Annotated in this window: 18 protein-coding genes, 1 tRNA gene and 1 other RNA gene; 5 read left to right on the plus strand and 15 right to left on the minus strand. The window is 55.5% G+C overall.

Annotated features, from left to right (window positions below):
* Positions 1–463: 463 nt before the first annotated feature.
* Positions 464–1,948, minus strand: coding sequence for a trigger factor (tig, locus tag B7364_RS04555; protein WP_085338751.1), 1,485 nt, complete (start codon positions 1,946–1,948; stop codon positions 464–466).
* Positions 1,949–2,286: 338 nt separating this feature from the next.
* Between tig and B7364_RS04560 the strand changes: the two genes are divergently transcribed.
* Positions 2,287–3,087: a class I SAM-dependent methyltransferase gene (locus B7364_RS04560; protein WP_085338752.1), complete on the plus strand. Its 801-nt coding sequence runs from the start codon at positions 2,287–2,289 to the stop codon at positions 3,085–3,087.
* Positions 3,088–3,214: 127 nt separating this feature from the next.
* On the opposite strand, the gene B7364_RS04565 is transcribed toward B7364_RS04560, so the two are convergent.
* Positions 3,215–3,299, minus strand: a tRNA-Leu gene (locus tag B7364_RS04565).
* Positions 3,300–3,520: 221 nt separating this feature from the next.
* Between B7364_RS04565 and B7364_RS04570 the strand changes: the two genes are divergently transcribed.
* Positions 3,521–3,787 carry a DUF2283 domain-containing protein gene (locus B7364_RS04570; protein ID WP_085338753.1) on the plus strand — a complete coding sequence of 89 codons (267 nt, stop codon included), beginning with the start codon at positions 3,521–3,523 and terminating at the stop codon, positions 3,785–3,787.
* 67 nt (positions 3,788–3,854) lie between these two features.
* Here B7364_RS04570 and B7364_RS17810 read toward each other — a convergent pair whose 3' ends face one another.
* Positions 3,855–5,234 carry an AlbA family DNA-binding domain-containing protein gene (locus tag B7364_RS17810; protein WP_157893490.1) on the minus strand — a complete coding sequence of 460 codons (1,380 nt, stop codon included), beginning with the start codon at positions 5,232–5,234 and terminating at the stop codon, positions 3,855–3,857.
* A 143-nt stretch (positions 5,235–5,377) separates the two neighbouring features.
* Between B7364_RS17810 and B7364_RS04580 the strand changes: the two genes are divergently transcribed.
* Positions 5,378–5,644 carry a DUF2283 domain-containing protein gene (locus B7364_RS04580; protein ID WP_085338755.1) on the plus strand — a complete coding sequence of 89 codons (267 nt, stop codon included), beginning with the start codon at positions 5,378–5,380 and terminating at the stop codon, positions 5,642–5,644.
* Between the two features lie 9 nt (positions 5,645–5,653).
* Here the strand turns inward: B7364_RS04580 and B7364_RS04585 are convergent, their stop codons facing one another.
* The 9 genes from B7364_RS04585 to B7364_RS04620 form a co-directional block, all read right to left on the minus strand.
* Positions 5,654–6,781 (minus strand): acyl-CoA dehydrogenase family protein, encoded by a 1,128-nt coding sequence (locus B7364_RS04585; protein ID WP_085338756.1) that lies wholly within the window; start codon positions 6,779–6,781, stop codon positions 5,654–5,656.
* Positions 6,782–6,837: 56 nt separating this feature from the next.
* Positions 6,838–7,572 (minus strand): YebC/PmpR family DNA-binding transcriptional regulator, encoded by a 735-nt coding sequence (locus tag B7364_RS04590; protein ID WP_085338757.1) that lies wholly within the window; start codon positions 7,570–7,572, stop codon positions 6,838–6,840.
* 98 nt (positions 7,573–7,670) lie between these two features.
* Positions 7,671–8,495 (minus strand): TIGR00282 family metallophosphoesterase, encoded by an 825-nt coding sequence (locus B7364_RS04595; RefSeq protein ID WP_085338758.1) that lies wholly within the window; start codon positions 8,493–8,495, stop codon positions 7,671–7,673.
* A gap of 11 nt (positions 8,496–8,506) precedes the next feature.
* Positions 8,507–9,091 carry a 5-formyltetrahydrofolate cyclo-ligase gene (locus tag B7364_RS04600; RefSeq protein ID WP_456297783.1) on the minus strand — a complete coding sequence of 195 codons (585 nt, stop codon included), beginning with the start codon at positions 9,089–9,091 and terminating at the stop codon, positions 8,507–8,509.
* Between the two features lie 43 nt (positions 9,092–9,134).
* Positions 9,135–9,295, minus strand: a non-coding RNA gene (gene ssrS / locus B7364_RS18450) — 6S RNA.
* Positions 9,296–9,336: 41 nt separating this feature from the next.
* Positions 9,337–10,131: an inositol monophosphatase family protein gene (locus B7364_RS04605; RefSeq protein WP_085338760.1), complete on the minus strand. Its 795-nt coding sequence runs from the start codon at positions 10,129–10,131 to the stop codon at positions 9,337–9,339.
* Between the two features lie 107 nt (positions 10,132–10,238).
* Complete coding sequence (locus tag B7364_RS04610) at positions 10,239–10,532, minus strand: type II toxin-antitoxin system RelE/ParE family toxin (RefSeq protein ID WP_157893492.1); 294 nt, start codon at positions 10,530–10,532, stop codon at positions 10,239–10,241.
* Complete coding sequence (locus tag B7364_RS04615) at positions 10,519–10,815, minus strand: type II toxin-antitoxin system ParD family antitoxin (RefSeq protein WP_085338762.1); 297 nt, start codon at positions 10,813–10,815, stop codon at positions 10,519–10,521. The genes B7364_RS04610 and B7364_RS04615 overlap by 14 nt, the downstream gene beginning before the upstream one ends.
* A gap of 97 nt (positions 10,816–10,912) precedes the next feature.
* Entirely contained in the window at positions 10,913–12,058 is a 1,146-nt protein-coding gene (locus tag B7364_RS04620; protein WP_085338763.1) for an anhydro-N-acetylmuramic acid kinase, read from the minus strand.
* A gap of 83 nt (positions 12,059–12,141) precedes the next feature.
* Here B7364_RS04620 and tyrS point away from each other — a divergent pair, with 83 nt between their 5' ends.
* Positions 12,142–13,404, plus strand: coding sequence for a tyrosine--tRNA ligase (gene tyrS, locus B7364_RS04625; protein ID WP_198534042.1), 1,263 nt, complete (start codon positions 12,142–12,144; stop codon positions 13,402–13,404).
* A gap of 4 nt (positions 13,405–13,408) precedes the next feature.
* Here the strand turns inward: tyrS and glmM are convergent, their stop codons facing one another.
* The 3 genes from glmM to ftsZ all read right to left on the minus strand — a co-directional run bounded on the left by glmM (position 13,409) and on the right by ftsZ (position 17,602).
* Entirely contained in the window at positions 13,409–14,764 is a 1,356-nt protein-coding gene (glmM, locus tag B7364_RS04630) for a phosphoglucosamine mutase (protein WP_085338764.1), read from the minus strand.
* A 104-nt stretch (positions 14,765–14,868) separates the two neighbouring features.
* Positions 14,869–15,783 (minus strand): UDP-3-O-acyl-N-acetylglucosamine deacetylase, encoded by a 915-nt coding sequence (gene lpxC, locus B7364_RS04635; RefSeq protein WP_232780809.1) that lies wholly within the window; start codon positions 15,781–15,783, stop codon positions 14,869–14,871.
* Positions 15,784–15,973: 190 nt separating this feature from the next.
* Positions 15,974–17,602, minus strand: coding sequence for a cell division protein FtsZ (ftsZ, locus tag B7364_RS04640; RefSeq protein WP_085338766.1), 1,629 nt, complete (start codon positions 17,600–17,602; stop codon positions 15,974–15,976).
* Between the two features lie 160 nt (positions 17,603–17,762).
* On the opposite strand from ftsZ, the gene murI reads away from it, so the two are divergent.
* Positions 17,763–18,581, plus strand: a complete 819-nt coding sequence (murI, locus tag B7364_RS04645; protein WP_269798761.1) for a glutamate racemase — start codon at positions 17,763–17,765, stop codon at positions 18,579–18,581.
* Positions 18,582–18,608: the final 27 nt, after the last annotated feature.

Below are 18,608 nucleotides of genomic sequence, written 5' to 3' on the forward strand. Positions count from 1 at the left end.
TCGCGGGGCAAAAGGTGTTGGGGGTGGGGTGAGGCCCCCCCTTAACGCTGTCATCCCGGACGGCGAAGCCGATCCGGGATCATTTTCTCCATGTGTGCATCTGCGTAACGGGGTCCCCGCTCTGCGCTTCGCTCCGGCGGGGACGACGGTGGTTTTGGTTAGGTTTTTTATCTGGACGCGCTTTGGTGATCCCTCTGGTCCACCAAACCGCCCGCGAACAATCGAATTTGGCCTTTGGGGCAGGCAGCGCCTGCACCAAAGCCTTCTAGAACAAAACAGCTATCCGCGATGCCATCCCCGATGGGGCAGTCCAGGCCTAGACCTCGTGCCGGAGAGTCCCACAAGGCTCCCGCTCGCAACGCACGCGCTGGCAGCCATGACATCGCATGCCGAGGGTGATAGGCAAAGCAAAAGGCCCCGGTCGTTTGACCGAGGCCTTGCACGGGAGAGATAGAAAACAGGTTTAGTCGGCTTTTTTCTTGGCGGGCGCCTTCTTCTTTGGCGCTGGCTTTTCTTCGGCAGCGGCTTCAGCAGGTGCTTCCTCGGCAGGGGCGGCTTCCTTTTTGGCCTTCGCCTTGGCAGGTGCCTTTTTGGCAGGCTTAGCCTCTGCTGCCGGGGCCACTTCATCTTCGCTTTCAAGTTCAGCGCGGGTTACCGTCACGTCGGTGACCTTGGCCATTTGCAGCACGAAGTCGACGACCTTTTCTTCATACAAAGGCGCGCGCAGGCTTGCGACCGCATTGGGGTTCTTTTGGAAGAACTCATATACTTGGCGCTCTTGGCCGGGATAACGCGAAGCTTCGGCTTGGATGGCGCGGGCCACTTCTTCGTCCTTGACTTCCACGCCATTGACGCGGCCGAGCTCTGCCAAGACGAGGCCCAAACGGACACGACGCTCAGCAATCTTGGTGTATTCGGCTTTCAACTCGTCTTCCGACTTGCCTGCATCTTCGGGATCTTCATTGCCGGCGGCCTTATCTTGCGTCACTTGAGCCCAAATAGCTTCAAATTCAGCTGCCAACATTTTGGGTGGCAAGTCGAAGCTGTGGGTTGCGTCCAATGCGTCAAGCAACGAGCGTTTAGCCTTTTGACGCGACAATTGCGCCAATTGATCTTCGATATTCTTCTTGATCGCGTCCTTCAGGGTCGCAAGATCCGACAGGCCGATAGTCTTGGCCAACTCATCGTCAATCTTGGTCTCCACAGGCTTTTTGACTTCAACCACGGTGACGTCAAAGGTAGCAGCTTTTCCGGCCAAAGTGGCGACGCCATATTCGGCTGGGAAGGTTACGTTCAAGACCTTCTCATCGCCTGCCTTCACGCCAACCAATTGCTCTTCAAAGCCTGGAATATAGGTGTTGGAGCCCAGAACAACGGTCGAGCCATCGGCCTTGCCGCCGTCAAACTCAACGCCATCAATCTTGCCAACGAAGTTGCAGACAACCGCATCCCCATTGGCGGCCTTGCCCTTTTTCACTTCAAAGGATTGCGACTGCTTGGCGATCTCGGCCAAGGCTTCGTCGATTTCCGCTTCGGTGGCTTCAGCAACTGGGCGAGTGACTGACAGGCTTTGCAGATCGGCTGGGGTGAAGTCTGGCATAATGTCGAGTTCGACGTCGAAGGTCAGGTCGGCTTTGCCGTCCATCACATCAGCCAGATTGCCCAAATTCTTCACATCGGGCTGGCTCGCTGCGCGGATGCCATTGGAAGAAACGGTGCCCTCAATGCCTTCTTGCACCAGTTCATTCAGCAATTCACCCAGGATGGACTTGCCATACATGCGCTTCACATGAACGACAGGGACTTTGCCTTTCCGGAAGCCCTTGATGTTCAATTGAGGGGCCAATTCTGCGATTTTGGCATCGGTACGCGTGGCAATCAGACTGGCGGCAAAGGTGACGCCATAGACGCGGCTGAGGCCTTCTGCAGATTTTTCGACGATTTGCATGATGATGTCCTAAACAGGAAGCGGATTACGCGGGTTGATGGAATGATGTGGGGGCGGCTGCCCGCATGGTGCGCGCCTATGCCACGATGTGGAGCCCGTGTCTATGGGAGGTGCAGTAACTGGTGCGGTCGGGCCTTTGGACCGAGAAGCTGTCCAATCCGAACGTCAACCGTTTAGGGGATCTTTTGGCCAGCATGCAGGGCGACTTCATTCCAACTGTCCCCAGTGCCGCATGTGGCGGTAAATTATCTAAGGCTGAATAGTATTTTACGTTGACCCTAAAGGCGGTGCGTTGTTAGAGGGATGTTTTTAAATCTTGAGTTTCAAGGATATGGATCATGTCAATCAGTGACCTTTCCCCACCGCAGGGCTTTGCAAAATCTGACCCATTGCAGTGGATCAGCAATGATACATTCAAGGTCAAAGACTATCTCTTCCAATCATCTCACTTCGGAGCAGAGCGCAAAGACGCCGAGGCAATCGGAGCCTTCTGGATCATGAAAAATCCAGATTTATTAGCCTTGTATTATGATTGGGTGGTGCCTTTAGCGCCCAAGAAAGTTGTTGAAGTGGGCGTCGCCGGTGGGGGTGCTGCAGCCTTGTTGATGGAGTGGTTCCATCCTGAAACGCTCTGCCTTATCGACATCGAGGACCATACGACGCCAAACTTTAAAAACTATCTGAAAACTGAATCCGGCAAGAACATTCGTTGCTTTTTAAATGTGGATCAAAGCAATAAGACCCGCTTGGAACAGGTGATAAAGAGCGAGTTTCAAGACGAGAAACTGGACCTCGTTATCGACGATGCAAGCCATCTTTATGAGCCCAGCCTTGCAACCTTTGAAACCTTGTTTCCAAAGCTAAAGCCAAATGGCCTCTATATCATTGAGGACTGGGGATGGAGCCATTGGCAAGGCGATTATTGGCAAGGCGTTGATGCACCTTGGAGAAGTCTTGCTGGCCTGTCCAATCTGGTGTTTCAATGCATCATGGCCAGCGCCTCCCGGCCTAGTTGGATCACCAAGGTTGTGAGTACACCGGCGGGAACTGTGGTATTTCGGGGGCCAGACGAAATTCCCCCCCAGACACCTATTGAAGACTATTATTTCAATCGCGGAAAAAAATTCACCCCCTTCTAGTCGTTTTGGGCGGTGAGGCGCGATTGTATGGGGCGGACGACTTAGGTGGCTGAAAGCGGCAACCCCAGATTATCTCGTGCGCAATAACCCAAGGTTTTTCAGCTCGAAAGCCAGTCACGTCGAAGGCTGGTGCGGTCGGGGGGAGTCGAACCCCCACGCCTTGCGGCGCTGGAACCTAAATCCAGTGCGTCTGCCAGTTCCGCCACGACCGCGTTCCGCTGGCGCTTTTGGGCCAAGCTGGCGCGCGGGTCAACCAAGGGGTGCAGGTAGGGCTGCCCTGCCCTATCTTCACCTGCGAAGCTAAGGGCCAGAGACTATGACGCAATCTTAGTAAAGTAAGGGGATTCCTCGCAAAAACGGTCAAATTTGCTGGGAATCTGTTGCATATTCTGAGATAAGGCTAGCCAAGAACCTCGCAGGGCCAGAAAGTAACATGTCCGACTTTGATGTCGCTTATGACAAAAACGCGGATGTCTTGTACATCTCAACCAAGCTGACGGGGCCGAGCTACACGTCGGAAGGCGAGGATGGCATTGTATGGAGCCATCAGGTCGCCGATGGCCGTTTGGTGAGTATGACGGTGCTGAATTTTAACGCACGCTGGCAGAGCCGCCTCGCCCAATTGACCGAGCAACTCACCGAACAATTATACGCCCCGGGCCCTGTAGGTCCGATGGGTCACGCCGGTTCAGCGAATTGACTATGAAAATAGATAGATTGAAAAGACCTAGGCCATCCAAATCTTCGTCAAAGCGACTGTTTGATTGTTAGTACTTCTTCATTTTTTCAATCTCTTCGGAAACCAAGGACTTTGGTAATTCATAAAAGGCGAACAAATCGTAGAGTGGAGATAGCCACTGGTGGATAATCTCTGGCAAATTGGATCTGACAAAGCCAGGCTCCACAGTGGTTTTCAGTTCAATGCTGTTCTGCCGAGCAATGCGTTCATACCAAATGTCTCGACTGCCTTCCAGGCTCATTAACGAGCGATCAGATAGGCCTTCAAAGCGTGCCAAAAAGTCTATCGACACCGTTTCAGTAGACAGATTGCTAGAAAGCTGTGCGGCATGCAGCATGACCTCTCCCATTCGCCAAACTGGTAAGGTTAGATCAAATACTTGGCCTGGCACAATTGAGCGCCCTAATGCACCATGTCGCTCCGGACTTAAACTATCTTCTAGATATCCTCGCAACAAGAAGGCAAATCCCCTCGGTGAAATACGCCAAAAATCAGAATGGGCCGGATCAGACTGCTCACGCTCCTGTCTTTTTCGGCCAAGCCAACACTCGACCGCTCCATCACTTTGATAGGGCGCAATCTCAGTTGGGTTTGGCAACCAAAATGGTGGCCAGCCGGTATGACGGACGACACTGCGTTTAAGAACTTCGAGAAACTGAGCCGGCGGAAATGATTTCAAGTCACCGTTGATCCGATAGGCAACCCAATAGTATCCGTTTGGACATCTGGCGGGCGCATCGGCCGGCAACGTATCCACCAAGGATTGCCAGTTCTTCAAGCAATCAGCTGCCCACGCGTCTAATTCCGCTACCCCTGAACTCGCTGTTGAAGTACTAACCGAGCCCGAGATTACACGCCGAATTTGATCAAGCAACTCGTCGCGGCGATTACTAATGCATCTGCCCAAGAGTTGATCCCATTCAACAGAGGTTAATGGCACCTCACTTTTTGGACCAGCCTTTCGTATATAAATCGCATTGTTCTCAACTTTCTGTCCATTTGGACCAGATCGCTTTGCCCTTATGGGTACTCCGTGCCCACCGGGTATCGAAACAATAGGAAACAAACTTCCACTGAATGGCCCACTAGTTGCCTTCACAAGCCGTGATGATACGTGAAACGGCGGGTCAGCAAACGATTGAATTATACCATTTAGTATATCCTGCCGGTATCCGGCTAAACTTTCAGGCCGATTTAGGGATTCCACTGCTCCCTCTTCTCGCTCATCTAGCCCGATTATTATGTAGCCGCCACCGTGGTTGGCGAGAGCTAGTGCTGCTTTTGCAAAATTCGCTTTATCCTCAGCGTTGTCTCGTAAATCCAACCAACCCTTCAATTCAATTTCAAGGGTTTCTATGGGGCCAATTAAAAGCTCACTTAGACGGTATCGTAGATCATTGCTTTGCATAAACTAAAGGCTACCTTAAATTTAAGATATATCAATACCGCCAGTCAATTTTTGATTGGGGCCGTGGATTTCAGCAAAACTACTTTGGCAAGTACCGGGAAGTCTGCTTTATTCAAGCCAGTCCCCCTCGGAGCCAGAAGCGAATGACTGAGTTCAAAGTCACCTACGATCAGCGGGCCGATGTCCTTTATGTCACGACTGGGTCGAATGGGCCCAGTTTGGCGACAGAGGGAGACGATGGAATTGTTTGGCGATATTTGAGTGCGGATGGTCGCCTTGTGGGCATGACTGTTCTGGATTTTGAATCCTATTGGAAACAGCATTTGACCCAATTGACCGATCAATTAGCGAACAGATTTCAAGTTCCAATAGACCTAGCTCAGACAACTTTATCGAGCCAAGCCCGTTAACTCAGCCAATTAAAGCTGGCCATAATCACCCTCGATGCCGAGTAGGGCGCGGCCTGCGAGTTCGAGGCTGCCGGGGGCGACCATGATGTGCTGGGTGGCGACATGGGCGTCGCGGAAACGGCGTTGCAGGGTGCAGCTCTCATAGACAGAAGTGCCGCCGCCCAAATCATGCATCATGCGGGTGATGTCGGCACTGGTGCGTACCGCGTGGGTAGCCGCAATGCGCAGGTTCGCGCGGTCTTCCAGCGTCAAGGCCCCCGTGCGGCTGGCCCCTTCATAAGCGGTCTCGGCGCTATCGAGCAGATAGGTCCGCGCGGCCCGCAATAGGCCCTCGGCCTTGGCGACTTCGACTTGGGTAGAGGCCCGCTCTGCCAAGGGGCGACGGGCACCTGTTGGCACTTTGCCACCGGCAAGCCCGACTAACTCATCAATCGCGCCACGGGCATTGCCAAGTGCGACGGCCGCAATCGACATGGCGAGTAGCCCAAACGCCGGGAACGCATAAAGAGGCCGCTCAATTCGCGCCTTATCGTCGCTCAGGGAAACCGAGCGGTCTGCTGGGATCAGGACGTCGGTCACCGCCAAGTCGCCACTACCCGAGCCCTTCATGCCAAACGCATGCCAAGTATCGATGAGTTCAACTTGATCGCGCTCAAACCACATCATGCGCGCTTGGGGTGGCCCATCACCCACGGTCAAAGCTCCACCGACAAGCCATGCACAATTGGCGCTGCCTGAGCCCCAATTCCACCGCCCCGTCACACGGTACTGATCGCCCTCGCGCACCGCCTTGCCCTTAGGTGCAAACACACCGCCGGTAATGATCGTGGGATCTGCCCAGATTGTGCGCGCATGATGATCTGGCAGATAGGCTGCATTGATGGCCGTGGTTGCGCCAATCATGATACACCAACCGACTGAAGCTTGGGCATTGCCCATCACCTCAATGATCTCGATCATCCGCGCTGGCGCTAATTCGAGACCGCCATAATCTGCGGGCAACGCCATGCGGAAAAAGCCTGCGTCGGCCAGAGTTCTGGCAAGGTCAGCGGGTAAACGACGCGCAGACTCAATCTCATCGGCACGTGCGGCGACTGTGGCTTTCAGGGCATGGGCTTGGGCAAGTAGGTCGGTCATAGGGCTACACTGACCCATTCCGCCCGGATCGACAAGGACCTTGGGAGAGACGAGAATTACTCCCCCTCGTCTTCTTCCATCTCATAATTGCCAAAGACGTTTTGCACGTCGTCATCATCTTCCAAGATGTCGATCAGTTTGCGCAGGCTGGTGGCGGCATCGCCCGTTACCTCTATGCGGGCATGGGGCCGCCAGACGACATTGGCCGCCTCTGCATCGCCAAAGCGTTCGGCCAAGGCGGTGGAGACTTCGCTCACTGTTTCAAACGTACAGGTGATGGTATGGCCGTCCGCATCGCTTTCCACGTCATCGGCGCCAGCCTCAAGGGCGGCTTCCATCATATCGTCTTCGCTGGCAGCAGAGGCAGGATAAAAGATCTCGCCCACGCGATCAAAGCCCGAGATGACCGAGTTGGTTGTGCCGAGATTGCCGCCCGCTTTGCTCAGATAGCTACGGATATTGCCGCCGGTACGGTTCAAATTATCGGTCAAAGTCTCGATGATCAGGCCAATGCCGCCGGGGGCATAGCCCTCATAGCGCACCATCTTGTAATCTTCGCCACCCGCTGCAGAAGCTTGGCTGATAGCGCGTTCAATGCGGTCTTTGGGCATGGATACAGCGCGTGCATTGGTAACCGCCAAACGCAGACGGGGGTTCATGGCAGGGTCTGGAGCACCCAGTTTCGCGGCGGTGGTGATTTCGCGGGCGATCTTGGTAAAGGCTTTGGCGCGCAGGGCATCCTGACGCCCTTTACGGTGCATGGTGTTCTTATATTTCGAATGGCCGGCCATGGTCGGATCTATCTCTTGAGTTTGGTAGGTGGGTTGCGGGCTGCGATGTAGCAGGGTGTGGTGGAAGTTGCCACAAGATGGTGCTGTTGGACGCGTGACTAGGCATCCACCAGTGGCACGGTTTGCTTAAGCCCAACCCCGACACGTATGGGCTCAGCCCGCAAGGCAAGTCCTGTCTTATCATCGGTCTCAACAAAGATGCCGGATGCTAAGCCCTGACCTTCGGCAGGCTCGTGGCGCTGATAGGGCATGCGAGAGGAAAGCTTGCGCACCGCGATATGCTTATTCATGCCGATCACGCTGTCATAATCCCCGCACATGCCAAGCTCTGTCTGAAACGCCGTTCCGGCTGGCAGGATGCGGGTGTCGGCGGTGGGCACATGGGTGTGGGTGCCAAAGACAAGGCTGGCGCGGCCATCGAGGAAATGGCCCATGCCCTGCTTCTCGCTCGTGGCTTCGCCATGCACTTCCACGATCACTGCATCGGCAACCAGACCCAAGGGGCTTGCCTGCACTTCACGCTCCACCGCGCTGAACGGGCAGTCGAGCGCATCCATGAAGACGCGGCCCATAACGGTCACGACCAGCACATTGCGGTCGCCCATTTGAAACAGATTAGCCCCGCGACCGGGAGCCCGTGTCAAAGGTGGATAATTGGCTGCCCGCAAGAGGCGTGGCTCGCGATCAATATAGGCAATCGCCTCACGCTGGTCCCAAGCATGATTGCCCAGGGTCAAACAATCGGCACCGGCCTCAAACAATTCATTGGCGATAGATTCAGTCAGACCAAAGCCGCCGGCAGCATTCTCCGCATTCACGCCAACAAAATCGAGGCGTAAGCGCCGCTTTAAGTCCGGCAAGCGCTCGCAAAGCGCCACTCTGCCAGCACGGCCCACCACATCGCCAAAAAAAGCAAGTCTCATTCTATCCCACTCTATGCTGCGATGGGGTATGCCTTAATCGGCGTAATAATCCAATCCAAACGCTGATCATGGGGTTCCACAGGCATGTACGCAACTTCTTGGGCGGCAAAAGCCAAGCCTACCGCAAGCACGACACCTTCAGCGCGTAAGGCCTCTAAGGTACGATCATAATGGCCCTGCCCTTGCCCCAAACGATTTCCCAAACGATCAAAGCCCAAAAGGGGGACCAGAACCACATCGGGCCGAACCTGTGGCAGATGGGCTTTGGGCTCCATCACGCCCCATGCGCTTTTTTCAAGGTCGCTTGGATCATCGGGATCGCACAGATGAAACGTCAAACCCGCCCCCTCACCGCCCTTTGGCGGCGTGCGTGGCAAACAAAGTTGTGCGCCTTTAGCAGCCCAAGCCCGCATCAACGGACGGGGATCAATTTCGGTTTTGAAGGGGATATAGCCGGCAACCAAGCGGTCCTTCACGTCCGCAAGCAAGGCAGAAGCTTGCGTGACAAGCCCAGCCCCTGCCTCGAGCTCTTGAGACTGGGCTTTGATACGGGCGGCAATCAAGGCCGATCGAAGTTCAGATTTGACTTCAATCATCGCTGCCAAACCCATCAAAAGGCCGAGGAAAAAGAAGAAGGTTGGTGGATCCGCAAGGACCGTGAGAAGGTAACTCGTCCCCGTGCGACCTGGATAACCAGGTGGGTGCCAGATGACAGGAACCACGGTTCCAACCAGCGCCAGCTCCCGACGAGTGAGTTAGGTCGGCGGGACGTAGACTTCCCACGCGAACCACAGAACCACCACAGGCTTAGGTATGCCTGATGGAGCTGGCTTGCAAGGGGCTAGCTCTTCGCCGCCAACAGGCGTTCATTCATCAAAGACAAGATCTTCTCATTGGCCGCAACGATGGAGCCTGTCTCCATAAAGTCGCCGCCATAGATTTCAGCGCAAACCCCACCGGCCTCGCGCACCAGCACTACGCCAGCCGCAATATCCCACAGCTTCAAATCATGTTCCCAAAACCCATCAAATCGGCCCGCTGCCACCCATGCGAGATCGAGCGAGGCGGCCCCAAACCGGCGAATGCCGGCCACGCGCTGGGTGAACTGGTGCAATTCCTTGAACATTTGCGCGTGCCCGGGCTTGCCCTGAAACGGGATACCGGTCGCCAGAACGCACTCACTCAAGCTCTTGCGCGCCGCAACCCGCAACCGCTTGTCATTGTGGAAAGCCCCGCGGCCGGTTTCGGCCCAATAGAGGTCATCGGTAATGGGATTATAGACCACGCCAGCCACCAAGCGGCCTTCGCGTTCAAGGGCGATGGAGATCGCCAAATGTGGAATGGCGTGGACGAAATTGGTGGTGCCATCAATTGGGTCGACAATCCAGCGATTGGTCTTGTCGGTGCCCTCAACCATGCCGCGCTCTTCGCCCAGAAAGCCATAGCCAGGGCGCGCCTTGCTCAGCTCTTCAAACAGGATTTTTTCGGTCTTGAGGTCAGCAGCGGTAACAAAATCGGAAGGGCCCTTTTTTGCCAATTGCAGGTTTTCAACTTCACCAAAATCTCGGCTGATGGCTTTGCCAGCTTTGCGGGCGGCGGCGATCATAACGGTCAGAAGCGGACTGACGACGCTCATAGGGGGCTCTCTTCACGATGTTAAACAGCAGTTGTTGAGGGCCCATACCCCATCTGGGCGCGATTGGATAGGGGGCGAAGCGGTGGGAAAGCCCCTACAATACCCCGTTAAATCAGCGCCTCAATATCGCGCGCGCCATGGATAACATGCTCAATGATCAAGAAATCCTCAGCCACTCGGTAAAAAATCATGTATTGCCAAAGTGGCACCACCCGAATTCCAGCCATCAGATCTGGCCTTGCCTCCCCACTTTCAGGAAACAAACGAAGTCGATCAATAACACTTGCAAGCTGCTCTGTGAAAAGCACATCACGCCCTGGACGAACTTGCCAAAGCTGATCTTGGATGGCGCTTAGTTCTTCGATCGCCACTTCAGAAAGCTGAAAATCAAGCCGTGTCATGTGCGGCAAGATCAACATTACGCTTCGCAATGCGACCTTTAAGGCCCTTCATGGCGGTTTCACCGTCAACTTTGGGACTATCGACACCTCTTTGAATTTCGGCCTTGAGCACTTCAAGCTGCTCAGCGCGGCTAAGCGCATTCACATGCCGATTTGCTTCATGTTCTTCCAACAAACGAAGACCTGCGCGCACCACTTCACTAGCACTGGCATAGCGCGCGCTTGCCAATTGCTCTTGGATAAAGGCGTCGAAGTGGGGCCCGAGGGAATAGCTGGATGACATATCGCGCTCCAAATACTAAGCTTTAAAGTATCAAAATTTGATAGTTTGGCAAATGGATTTCAAAGGCTAACTTTATGGCGACCTGAAGCTGCGTCAGCTAGCCCGCCCGTGACATCACTCCGCCCGCCGTGGGCCTATCCACCCCCGTTGTACCCGGAAAACTCAACGGCAGACCGCGCGCGGAGCGGACGGCGAGGAGGGCGAAGCATTCGGCTTCAATCGCATCGCCACGAAGGCCAATTGTGTCGGCATCTAAGACTTGAACGCCACAGCGGGCGGCAATTTCAGCCATCAGCACCGGGTTCTTACGCCCCCCCCCTGCCACCACCAAGCGCTTGGGCCGTGTGGGCAATAGGCGCAACCCAAGGTCCAGACTGGCCGCCACCAAGGCCGTCAAGGTCGCAGCCCCATCTTCCAGCGATAGGCCGCGCACAAGGCCTGCATCAAAATCATAGCGGTCAAGCGATTTGGGGTAAGGCGCGTCAAACCAAGGATTGTCCAAAATCTCCAACAGGCGGCCCTCATGGACGCGGCCCGAGGCAGCCAAGCGACCATCCTTGTCATAAACGCCCTGGCCATGGGCCTCGACCCATTCATTCAACGGGCCATTGGCGGGGCCGGTGTCAAAGGCGGCCAAACTATCCCCGCCGTCCCACCACGTGATATTGGCCACACCGCCCAGATTGAGAATGGATGTATCCCCTCCCAAACCAGCATGGCGTAGGATGGCGGTGTGGTAGATAGGGGCGAGGGGTGCCCCCTGCCCGCCCGAGGCGACATCATGACTGCGAAAATCCCAGACGGTATCCATCCCCGTCAACTCAGCAAGCTTTGCCCCATCCAGCAATTGCCGTGTCCGGCCGCCTCCCCCAATTTGCGGGCGATGCAAAACGGTGAGCCCATGGCCCCCAACAAAAGCAATGTCTTCAGGCCGCATCTTGGCTTTTTCCACGAGTTTCAAGACCGCGCCCGCATAAATGCGTGTGATCAAGTCTTCGGCCTCGGCGAATATCAAAGGCTCTGGCCCCTGAAAGTCCCACGCGCGGGCTTGGGTGATGGCCTCGGCCAACAGCGTGCGATCGGCGTCGGAATAGGCAAACAACTCAAACGGCCCAAACTCTGCCACGCTGACCCCATCGGTACGGATCAACGCGGTATCGACAAAGCCATCCAGCGCGGTGCCCGTCATCAGGCCAATGGACCAGACAGATTGTTCTGGACCTGAATTTTGCTGACTCTGCATCTTGTGGGCTTCCGGGCTTTGAACTTTTGGATCAGACCGTGCTAAACGCGCTTTTCTCTTCCATGCAACCACCAAATCAGAGGATGACGGCCATGACCCATAAATCAGCGTTCGTTCAAACGCTTATGGAGCGCGGCCATTATTATCAAGCAACCGATCTGGAAGCTTTGGATGCCGCAGCCCTTGAAAGTGAGCGCGGTGGCCGGGCTTTGACCGGCTATATTGGCTATGATTGTACGGCACCCAGCCTGCATGTCGGCAGCTTAACGCAAATCATGTTGATGCGCCGCCTGCAACAATGCGGTGGCAAGCCCATCACCCTAATGGGCGGTGGCACCACGAAGGTGGGCGATCCGTCTGACAAGAATGAGGCCCGTCCGGTTCTAACCCAAGAGGTGATTGACGCCAATAAGGCTTCGATCCAGACGGTATTTTCGAAATTCTTGACCTTTGGCGACGGCCCGCGCGATGCCATTATGGTGGACAATGCCCAATGGCTGGATGAGGTCAAATGGCTCGATATGCTGCGCGAAATTGGCAAGCATTTCACCATCAATAAGATGATTGCACTCGACATCGTCAAACGGCGGCTCGACCAAGAAGTGCCGATCACCTTTCTTGAATTCAACTATATGCTGTTGCAGGCCTATGATTTCCTCGAGCTCTCGCGGCGTTATGACTGCAATCTGCAAATGGGTGGCTCTGACCAATGGGGCAATATTGTCCAAGGGGTCGAGTTGTGTCGCCGCGTGGATGAGCGCCACGTTCTGGGCGTCACCCAGCCCTTGTTGATGAATGCGGCTGGGCAGAAGATGGGCAAGACGGCCAATGGTGCGGTCTGGCTGAATGCCGACATGCTCTCGCCCTTCGATTATTGGCAGTATTGGCGCAATGTCGATGACGCCGATGTTGAGCCGCTGATGAAGCGTATGACGGATCTGCCGTTGGACGAAATCGCCCGCTATGCGGCTTTGGGCGGGTCTGAGATCAATCTGGCCAAGATCGTGCTGGCCACTGAAACCACCGCCATGCTGCATGGCCGGGGAGCGGCTGAAGCGGCCAAAGCCACAGCGGCAGCGCAGTTTGGTGGTGGCGGGGCCGAGGGCGGCTTGCCATCCATAGACCTATCAGAAGCCCCCACCTCGCTGGCAGCTTTGTTCGTGGCAGCAGGCCTCGTCGATTCTAATGGCGAGGCCAAGCGCCAAGCCAAAGGCGGTGGCTTGCGGGTCAATGACGCCGTGGTGCAAGACGTCACCGGGCCAATCCCTGAGGCACTTCGCGACGGCCAAGAGGTCAAGCTCTCACTCGGCAAGAAGCGGCATTTGATGGTAAAGCTGGCGGGCTGAGCGATCAGCCCGCTAAACGGCGGCTTTGCAGGGTAGAGGCCAATTCGTCGACCAAGTGGGTGATCTTCTTCAGATCATCTCCTTCAGCCATGAGGCGCACCAAGGGCTCTGTGCCCGAAGTGCGTACCACCAAGCGGCCACCAGACGCCGTCAAAGCGTCTTCAGCCTTTTTGACATGGGCCTGCAAGTCAGGGTCTGCCAAAGGTGACGATCCACTATAGCGGATATTTTTTAAGACCTGTGGCGATGGGGTGAAAACCGATAAGGTCTCGCTCGCCGACTTATCATGCGTCACCATCGAGGACAGAACGCGGAGAGCCGAAACCAGACCATCGCCGGTGGTTGCATAGTCCAATAGGACGATATGGCCGGATTGTTCGCCGCCAAGGTTACACTCATCCGCCCGCATCCGCGCTACGACATGGCGATCACCCACGCCAGTCCGGATCAGCTGGGAGCCTTGGTCTGCCAGATAGCGCTCTAGGCCCAGATTGGACATGACCGTCGTCACCACACCAGACCCCCGCAGACTCTTGTCTGCAATCATGTCGCGGGCGATTGCCGCGATAATCTGGTCGCCATCAATCTCACGACCCTTCTCGTCGATAATGATAATCCGGTCGGCATCGCCATCCAAAGCAATGCCAATATCGGCGCGCCGTTCCAGCACGGTCTGCTTAAGAAGGCGCGTATCGGTGGACCCACAACCAGCATTGATATTGCTGCCATTGGGATTGACGCCGATTTCAACAACTTCAGCACCCAATTCATATAAGGCCCAGGGTGCCGTTTTATAGGCAGCACCATTGGCGCAATCCACGACAACACGGAGTCCCTCAAGGCTCATGCCACGCGGGAAAGCCCCCTTGGCAAACTCAACATACCGACCACGGCTATCCTCAAAGCTTTTGACCAAGCCAATTTCATGGGGGGCAGCGCGCACGATCCGATCGGGCTCGTCCAACAGCTTTTCAATTTCCTGCTCTTGCGCGTCGCTCAGCTTAAAGCCATCGGCACCAAACAGCTTAATGCCATTGTCAGCAAAGCCATTGTGAGAGGCTGAAATCATCACGCCAAGGTCGGCACGCAACGAACGAGTCAACAGGCCAATTGCAGGGGTTGGGATAGGGCCTAGGATCTTCACGTCCATCCCGACCGCAGCAAAACCCGCAACCAGTGCAAATTCAACCAAATAGCCCGAGCGACGCGTATCTTTACCGATAATGACATTGTGGCGATGCTCGCCCTTTTTGAACACAGTGCCGGCCGCCATGCCGAGGGTCATGGCCACTTCGGCTGTCATCGGCCATTTGTTGGTTTCACCGCGAATGCCATCGGTCCCAAAATAGCGACGAGCCATCGTGTACTTCCTCTTATGTCAGTCTAAAGGCTAGGGGTATAAGGTTAAGTTTGGATGTTAGCGTGCCACCCTCACACAGGTTCGCCAAGCGAAATGTTCGGCGTTTATGCCCCGGCCGCAGGTAACAGCTCGGCGGCCAGAGGTGCGAAATTCCACCGCCAAGCCGTTTCATCCGCCAAAAGTGCACGAACCAATGCCACGTTCATCTCATGGCCCGAACGCTCTGCCACATAGCGGCCCTTGATCGGCGCGCCAGCCAAAGCCAGATCACCAACCGCATCCAGGGCCTTATGGCGCACAAATTCATCGGCAAAGCGCAAGCCTTCTTGATTGACGATTGTATCGCCATCAATCACGACCGCATTCTCGAGAGAACCACCGAGGGCTAAGCCCTTGGCCTGCATTGCCTCAACCTGATGCATAAAACCAAAGGTGCGCGCAGCACCCAACTCATTGGCAAAGCTTTGTGGGGTGCAGTCAAACACCACCCGCTGGCGGCCAATGGCGCGCGTGGTGAATTCAACCGTGACGTCCAATTCAAACCCATCAAAAGGTTCGAGGCGCGCAAGTTTGTCACCCAAGCGAACTTCCACAGGCTTTACAACTTCTAGCATGCGACGCGGCGCCCCCAAGGCACGCGTCCCAGTCATCTCAATCATCTCGATGAAGGGTTCCGACGAACCATCAAGGATGGGCACTTCAGGGCCATCAATTTCGACAATGGCATTGTCGATGCCCATGCCAAACAGCGCGGCCATCAAATGCTCAACCGTGGCAACGGATACACCCGCCGAATTGGCCAAGGTGGTGCCTAATTCGGTTGTGGTAACCTTATCGACCAAAGCAGCAATGCGGCGCGCAAATTCAGGTGCATCCAAGCGCACAAACACAATACCATGGTCAACGCCGGCAGGCTTCAACGTCACTCGGACAGGCTTTCCCGTATGCAAACCAACGCCCACGCAGGACGCATGGCCCGCGAGCGTATGTTGGAGGGCTGTCACAGTTTGGTATTGCACGCGCTACGGACCTTCATCTCAATTTAAACGTCTTGCCCCAAGGGACACCTGTCTGCGCTTCCTCTTTGCCGCAGACGCTGTCACCTGACAAACCAAACAATATTTCGATATGTGACAATAGAACGTGAACGCCGCCGCACATTTCTGTACGGCGGCGCTTTTCTTGGTAAACTCTCGAAAAAAGAGGGCGTTAGTTGGCTTGCTTGCGCAGGAAGGTTGGGATTTCGATCTCGTCGTCAAACTCATCGCCAAATAAGGGCTGCGTTTGTGTGATCGATTTTGCGCTGGGCTCAGCACGCTCTTCCCATTGTTCCTCACGGGCGGCGGGTTTTGGACGCCCGAAGATATTGAAACCGTTGAAGCCAGAGCTACGCTGTTGGCGTGGCTCTTCTTGGTATTGAGGCGCTGCAGAACGAGCCTGATAGCTTGGCTGTTCAGGGCGCTGCTGCGCAGCTGCCCCATGCATTGGTGGGCGCGGTTGAGCGGCCTGATAGATAGGACGCGCCTGTTGAGCGGCAGCTGCGGCGTAGTTTGGCTGCGCTTGAGGTGCAGACGGCTGGAAGTCTTGGCGTGGAGCCATTGGCTCTGCTGCAGCTTGAGGCTGCTGGAACAAAGGTTGCTGCACAGGTTGAGGTGCAGGCTGTTGCATCACGGCCTGCGCGGGCTGCTGATAGCTAGGCTCTTGCGCCACTGGAGCGGCTTGCGGCTCTGGCTGACGCTGCACGATGGGCTGATGCACCATCGGCTCGCGACCATTATTAACACGCACAACCGTTGGCGCGGGGGCTGCGGGCTGTTGGGCTGGTGCCGCATTGAAATAGCCGGTGGCTTGTGGACGGCCTTCGGTCATGGCGGCCGCTTCAATACCGGTTGCGACAACGGACACGCGCATCACGCCTTCCAAAGTCTCGTCGAAAGTGGAACCAACAATGATATTCGCATCTGGATCCACTTCTTGGCGGATATGATTGGCGGCTTCGTCCAACTCAAACAAGGTCATGTCATAGCCGCCGGTGATGTTAATCAACACCCCACGCGCGCCTTTAAGCGACATATCTTCCAACAAAGGATTATTGATCGCTTTGGTGGCAGCCTCCAACGCCCGACGCTCACCAGAGGCCTCACCGGTGCCCATCATTGCTTTGCCCATTTCGCCCATCACCGAGCGCACGTCAGCAAAGTCGAGATTGATCAGGCCGGGCATAACCATCAGATCGGTGATCCCACGCACACCTGAATGCAGCACTTGGTCGGCCAATTGGAAGGCTTGATGGAAAGTCGTTTTGTCATTGGCAACGCGGAACAGATTCTGGTTTGGAATGATAATCAGCGTGTCGACATATTTTTGAAGCTCAGCAATGCCTGCATCGGCCATGCGCATACGGCGCGGCCCTTCGAACTGGAATGGACGGGTCACCACGGCGACCGTCAAAATGCCCTGCTCTTTCGCCGTCCGCGCGATCACCGGGGCCGCCCCTGTCCCCGTGCCACCGCCCATGCCAGCTGTGATAAAGACCATATTGGCATCGGCCAAATGATCGAGGATTTCACTTTGGCTTTCTTCGGCCGCTGCCATGCCAACTTGTGGCGTCGCGCCTGCACCCAAGCCTTGGGTGGTGTTCAAACCGATTTGAATGCGACGCTCGGCCTTTGAACGGGCCAAGGCCTGCGCATCGGTGTTTGCAACGACAAACTCCACACCCTGCAAGTCTGCATCAATCATATTATTGACGGCATTGCCGCCCGCGCCACCAACGCCGAATACGACAATCCGTGGGCTGAGTTCAGTTTGGGTGGGGACGTTTAGGCGGATAGCCATTCTAGGCTCCTCGAAGGCTTCGTGCGGGATTGGTGAAAGAATCGATGTCTGAGGATGCCCCCGACATGTTTAAGCAGGAGTTAATTTGATTCATGCAAATGATGAATCTTAAGAAAAAATTCAGCATGATTCACGCGTCTCTGAAAGGCACATGGTGCGGATGAAACCCCTGAAAAATAGACCTCATGTGCTTGTTTTCGATTCTGGTCTAGGCGGCTTGTCAGTCGTTAATGCGATTGTTAACGCACGTTTGGGGGTCGACCTTTTCCATTTGGCGGATACGGCCTTCTTCCCCTATGGCGAGAAGGCTGATGGGGACTTGATCATCCGTGTCCCAAGGGTGATTCGTGCCGGCATTGAGGCGGTTTCGGCCGATTTGGTCATCATCGCCTGCAATACGGCAAGTACGCTTGCCCTCGATGTTGTGCGCGGCCAAGTCGATATTCCAGTGGTTGGGGTCGTCCCTGCAATCAAGCCAGCCGCGGCCAAGACCCAGACGGGCACGATAGGCCTATTGGCAACCCCCAAGACTGTCACCCGCCCCTATACCGATCAGCTGATTACTCAGTTTGCCAAGGGCAATACGGTTCTTCGTCATGGCGCGGTTGGTCTTGCGGGCGCAGCAGAAGCCAAATTGGCTGGAGAAACGCCTGATCCGAGCATCTTCAAGGCATCTATGGCAGGGATTTTCAACCAAGAAGGCGGTGAAACGGTGGATGTAATCGTTTTGGCCTGCACCCATTATCCCTTGGTTCAAGCTGAACTTGAAGCCTGGGCTCCTCGCCCGGTCACATGGGTGGATTCCGGCGAGGCGATTGCCCGGCGCACAGCCTTTTTACTGGAAGGCCAACTAGATGCCGATGCCCCCGTGCTTCGGACAGGGCTGACAACGGGGGGGAAGGATGAAGCAACTCGCCGGGTCCTGTCAGACTTTGGCTTTCAATCAACGCAGGTCTTGAGTGTTAAGTCTCAGCTCTAGCCCCTTTTCGAGGGCCGAAGCTGGCGT

It is taken from the genome of Aquidulcibacter paucihalophilus (assembly GCF_002105465.1).
Lineage (GTDB): Bacteria > Pseudomonadota > Alphaproteobacteria > Caulobacterales > Aquidulcibacteraceae > Aquidulcibacter > Aquidulcibacter paucihalophilus.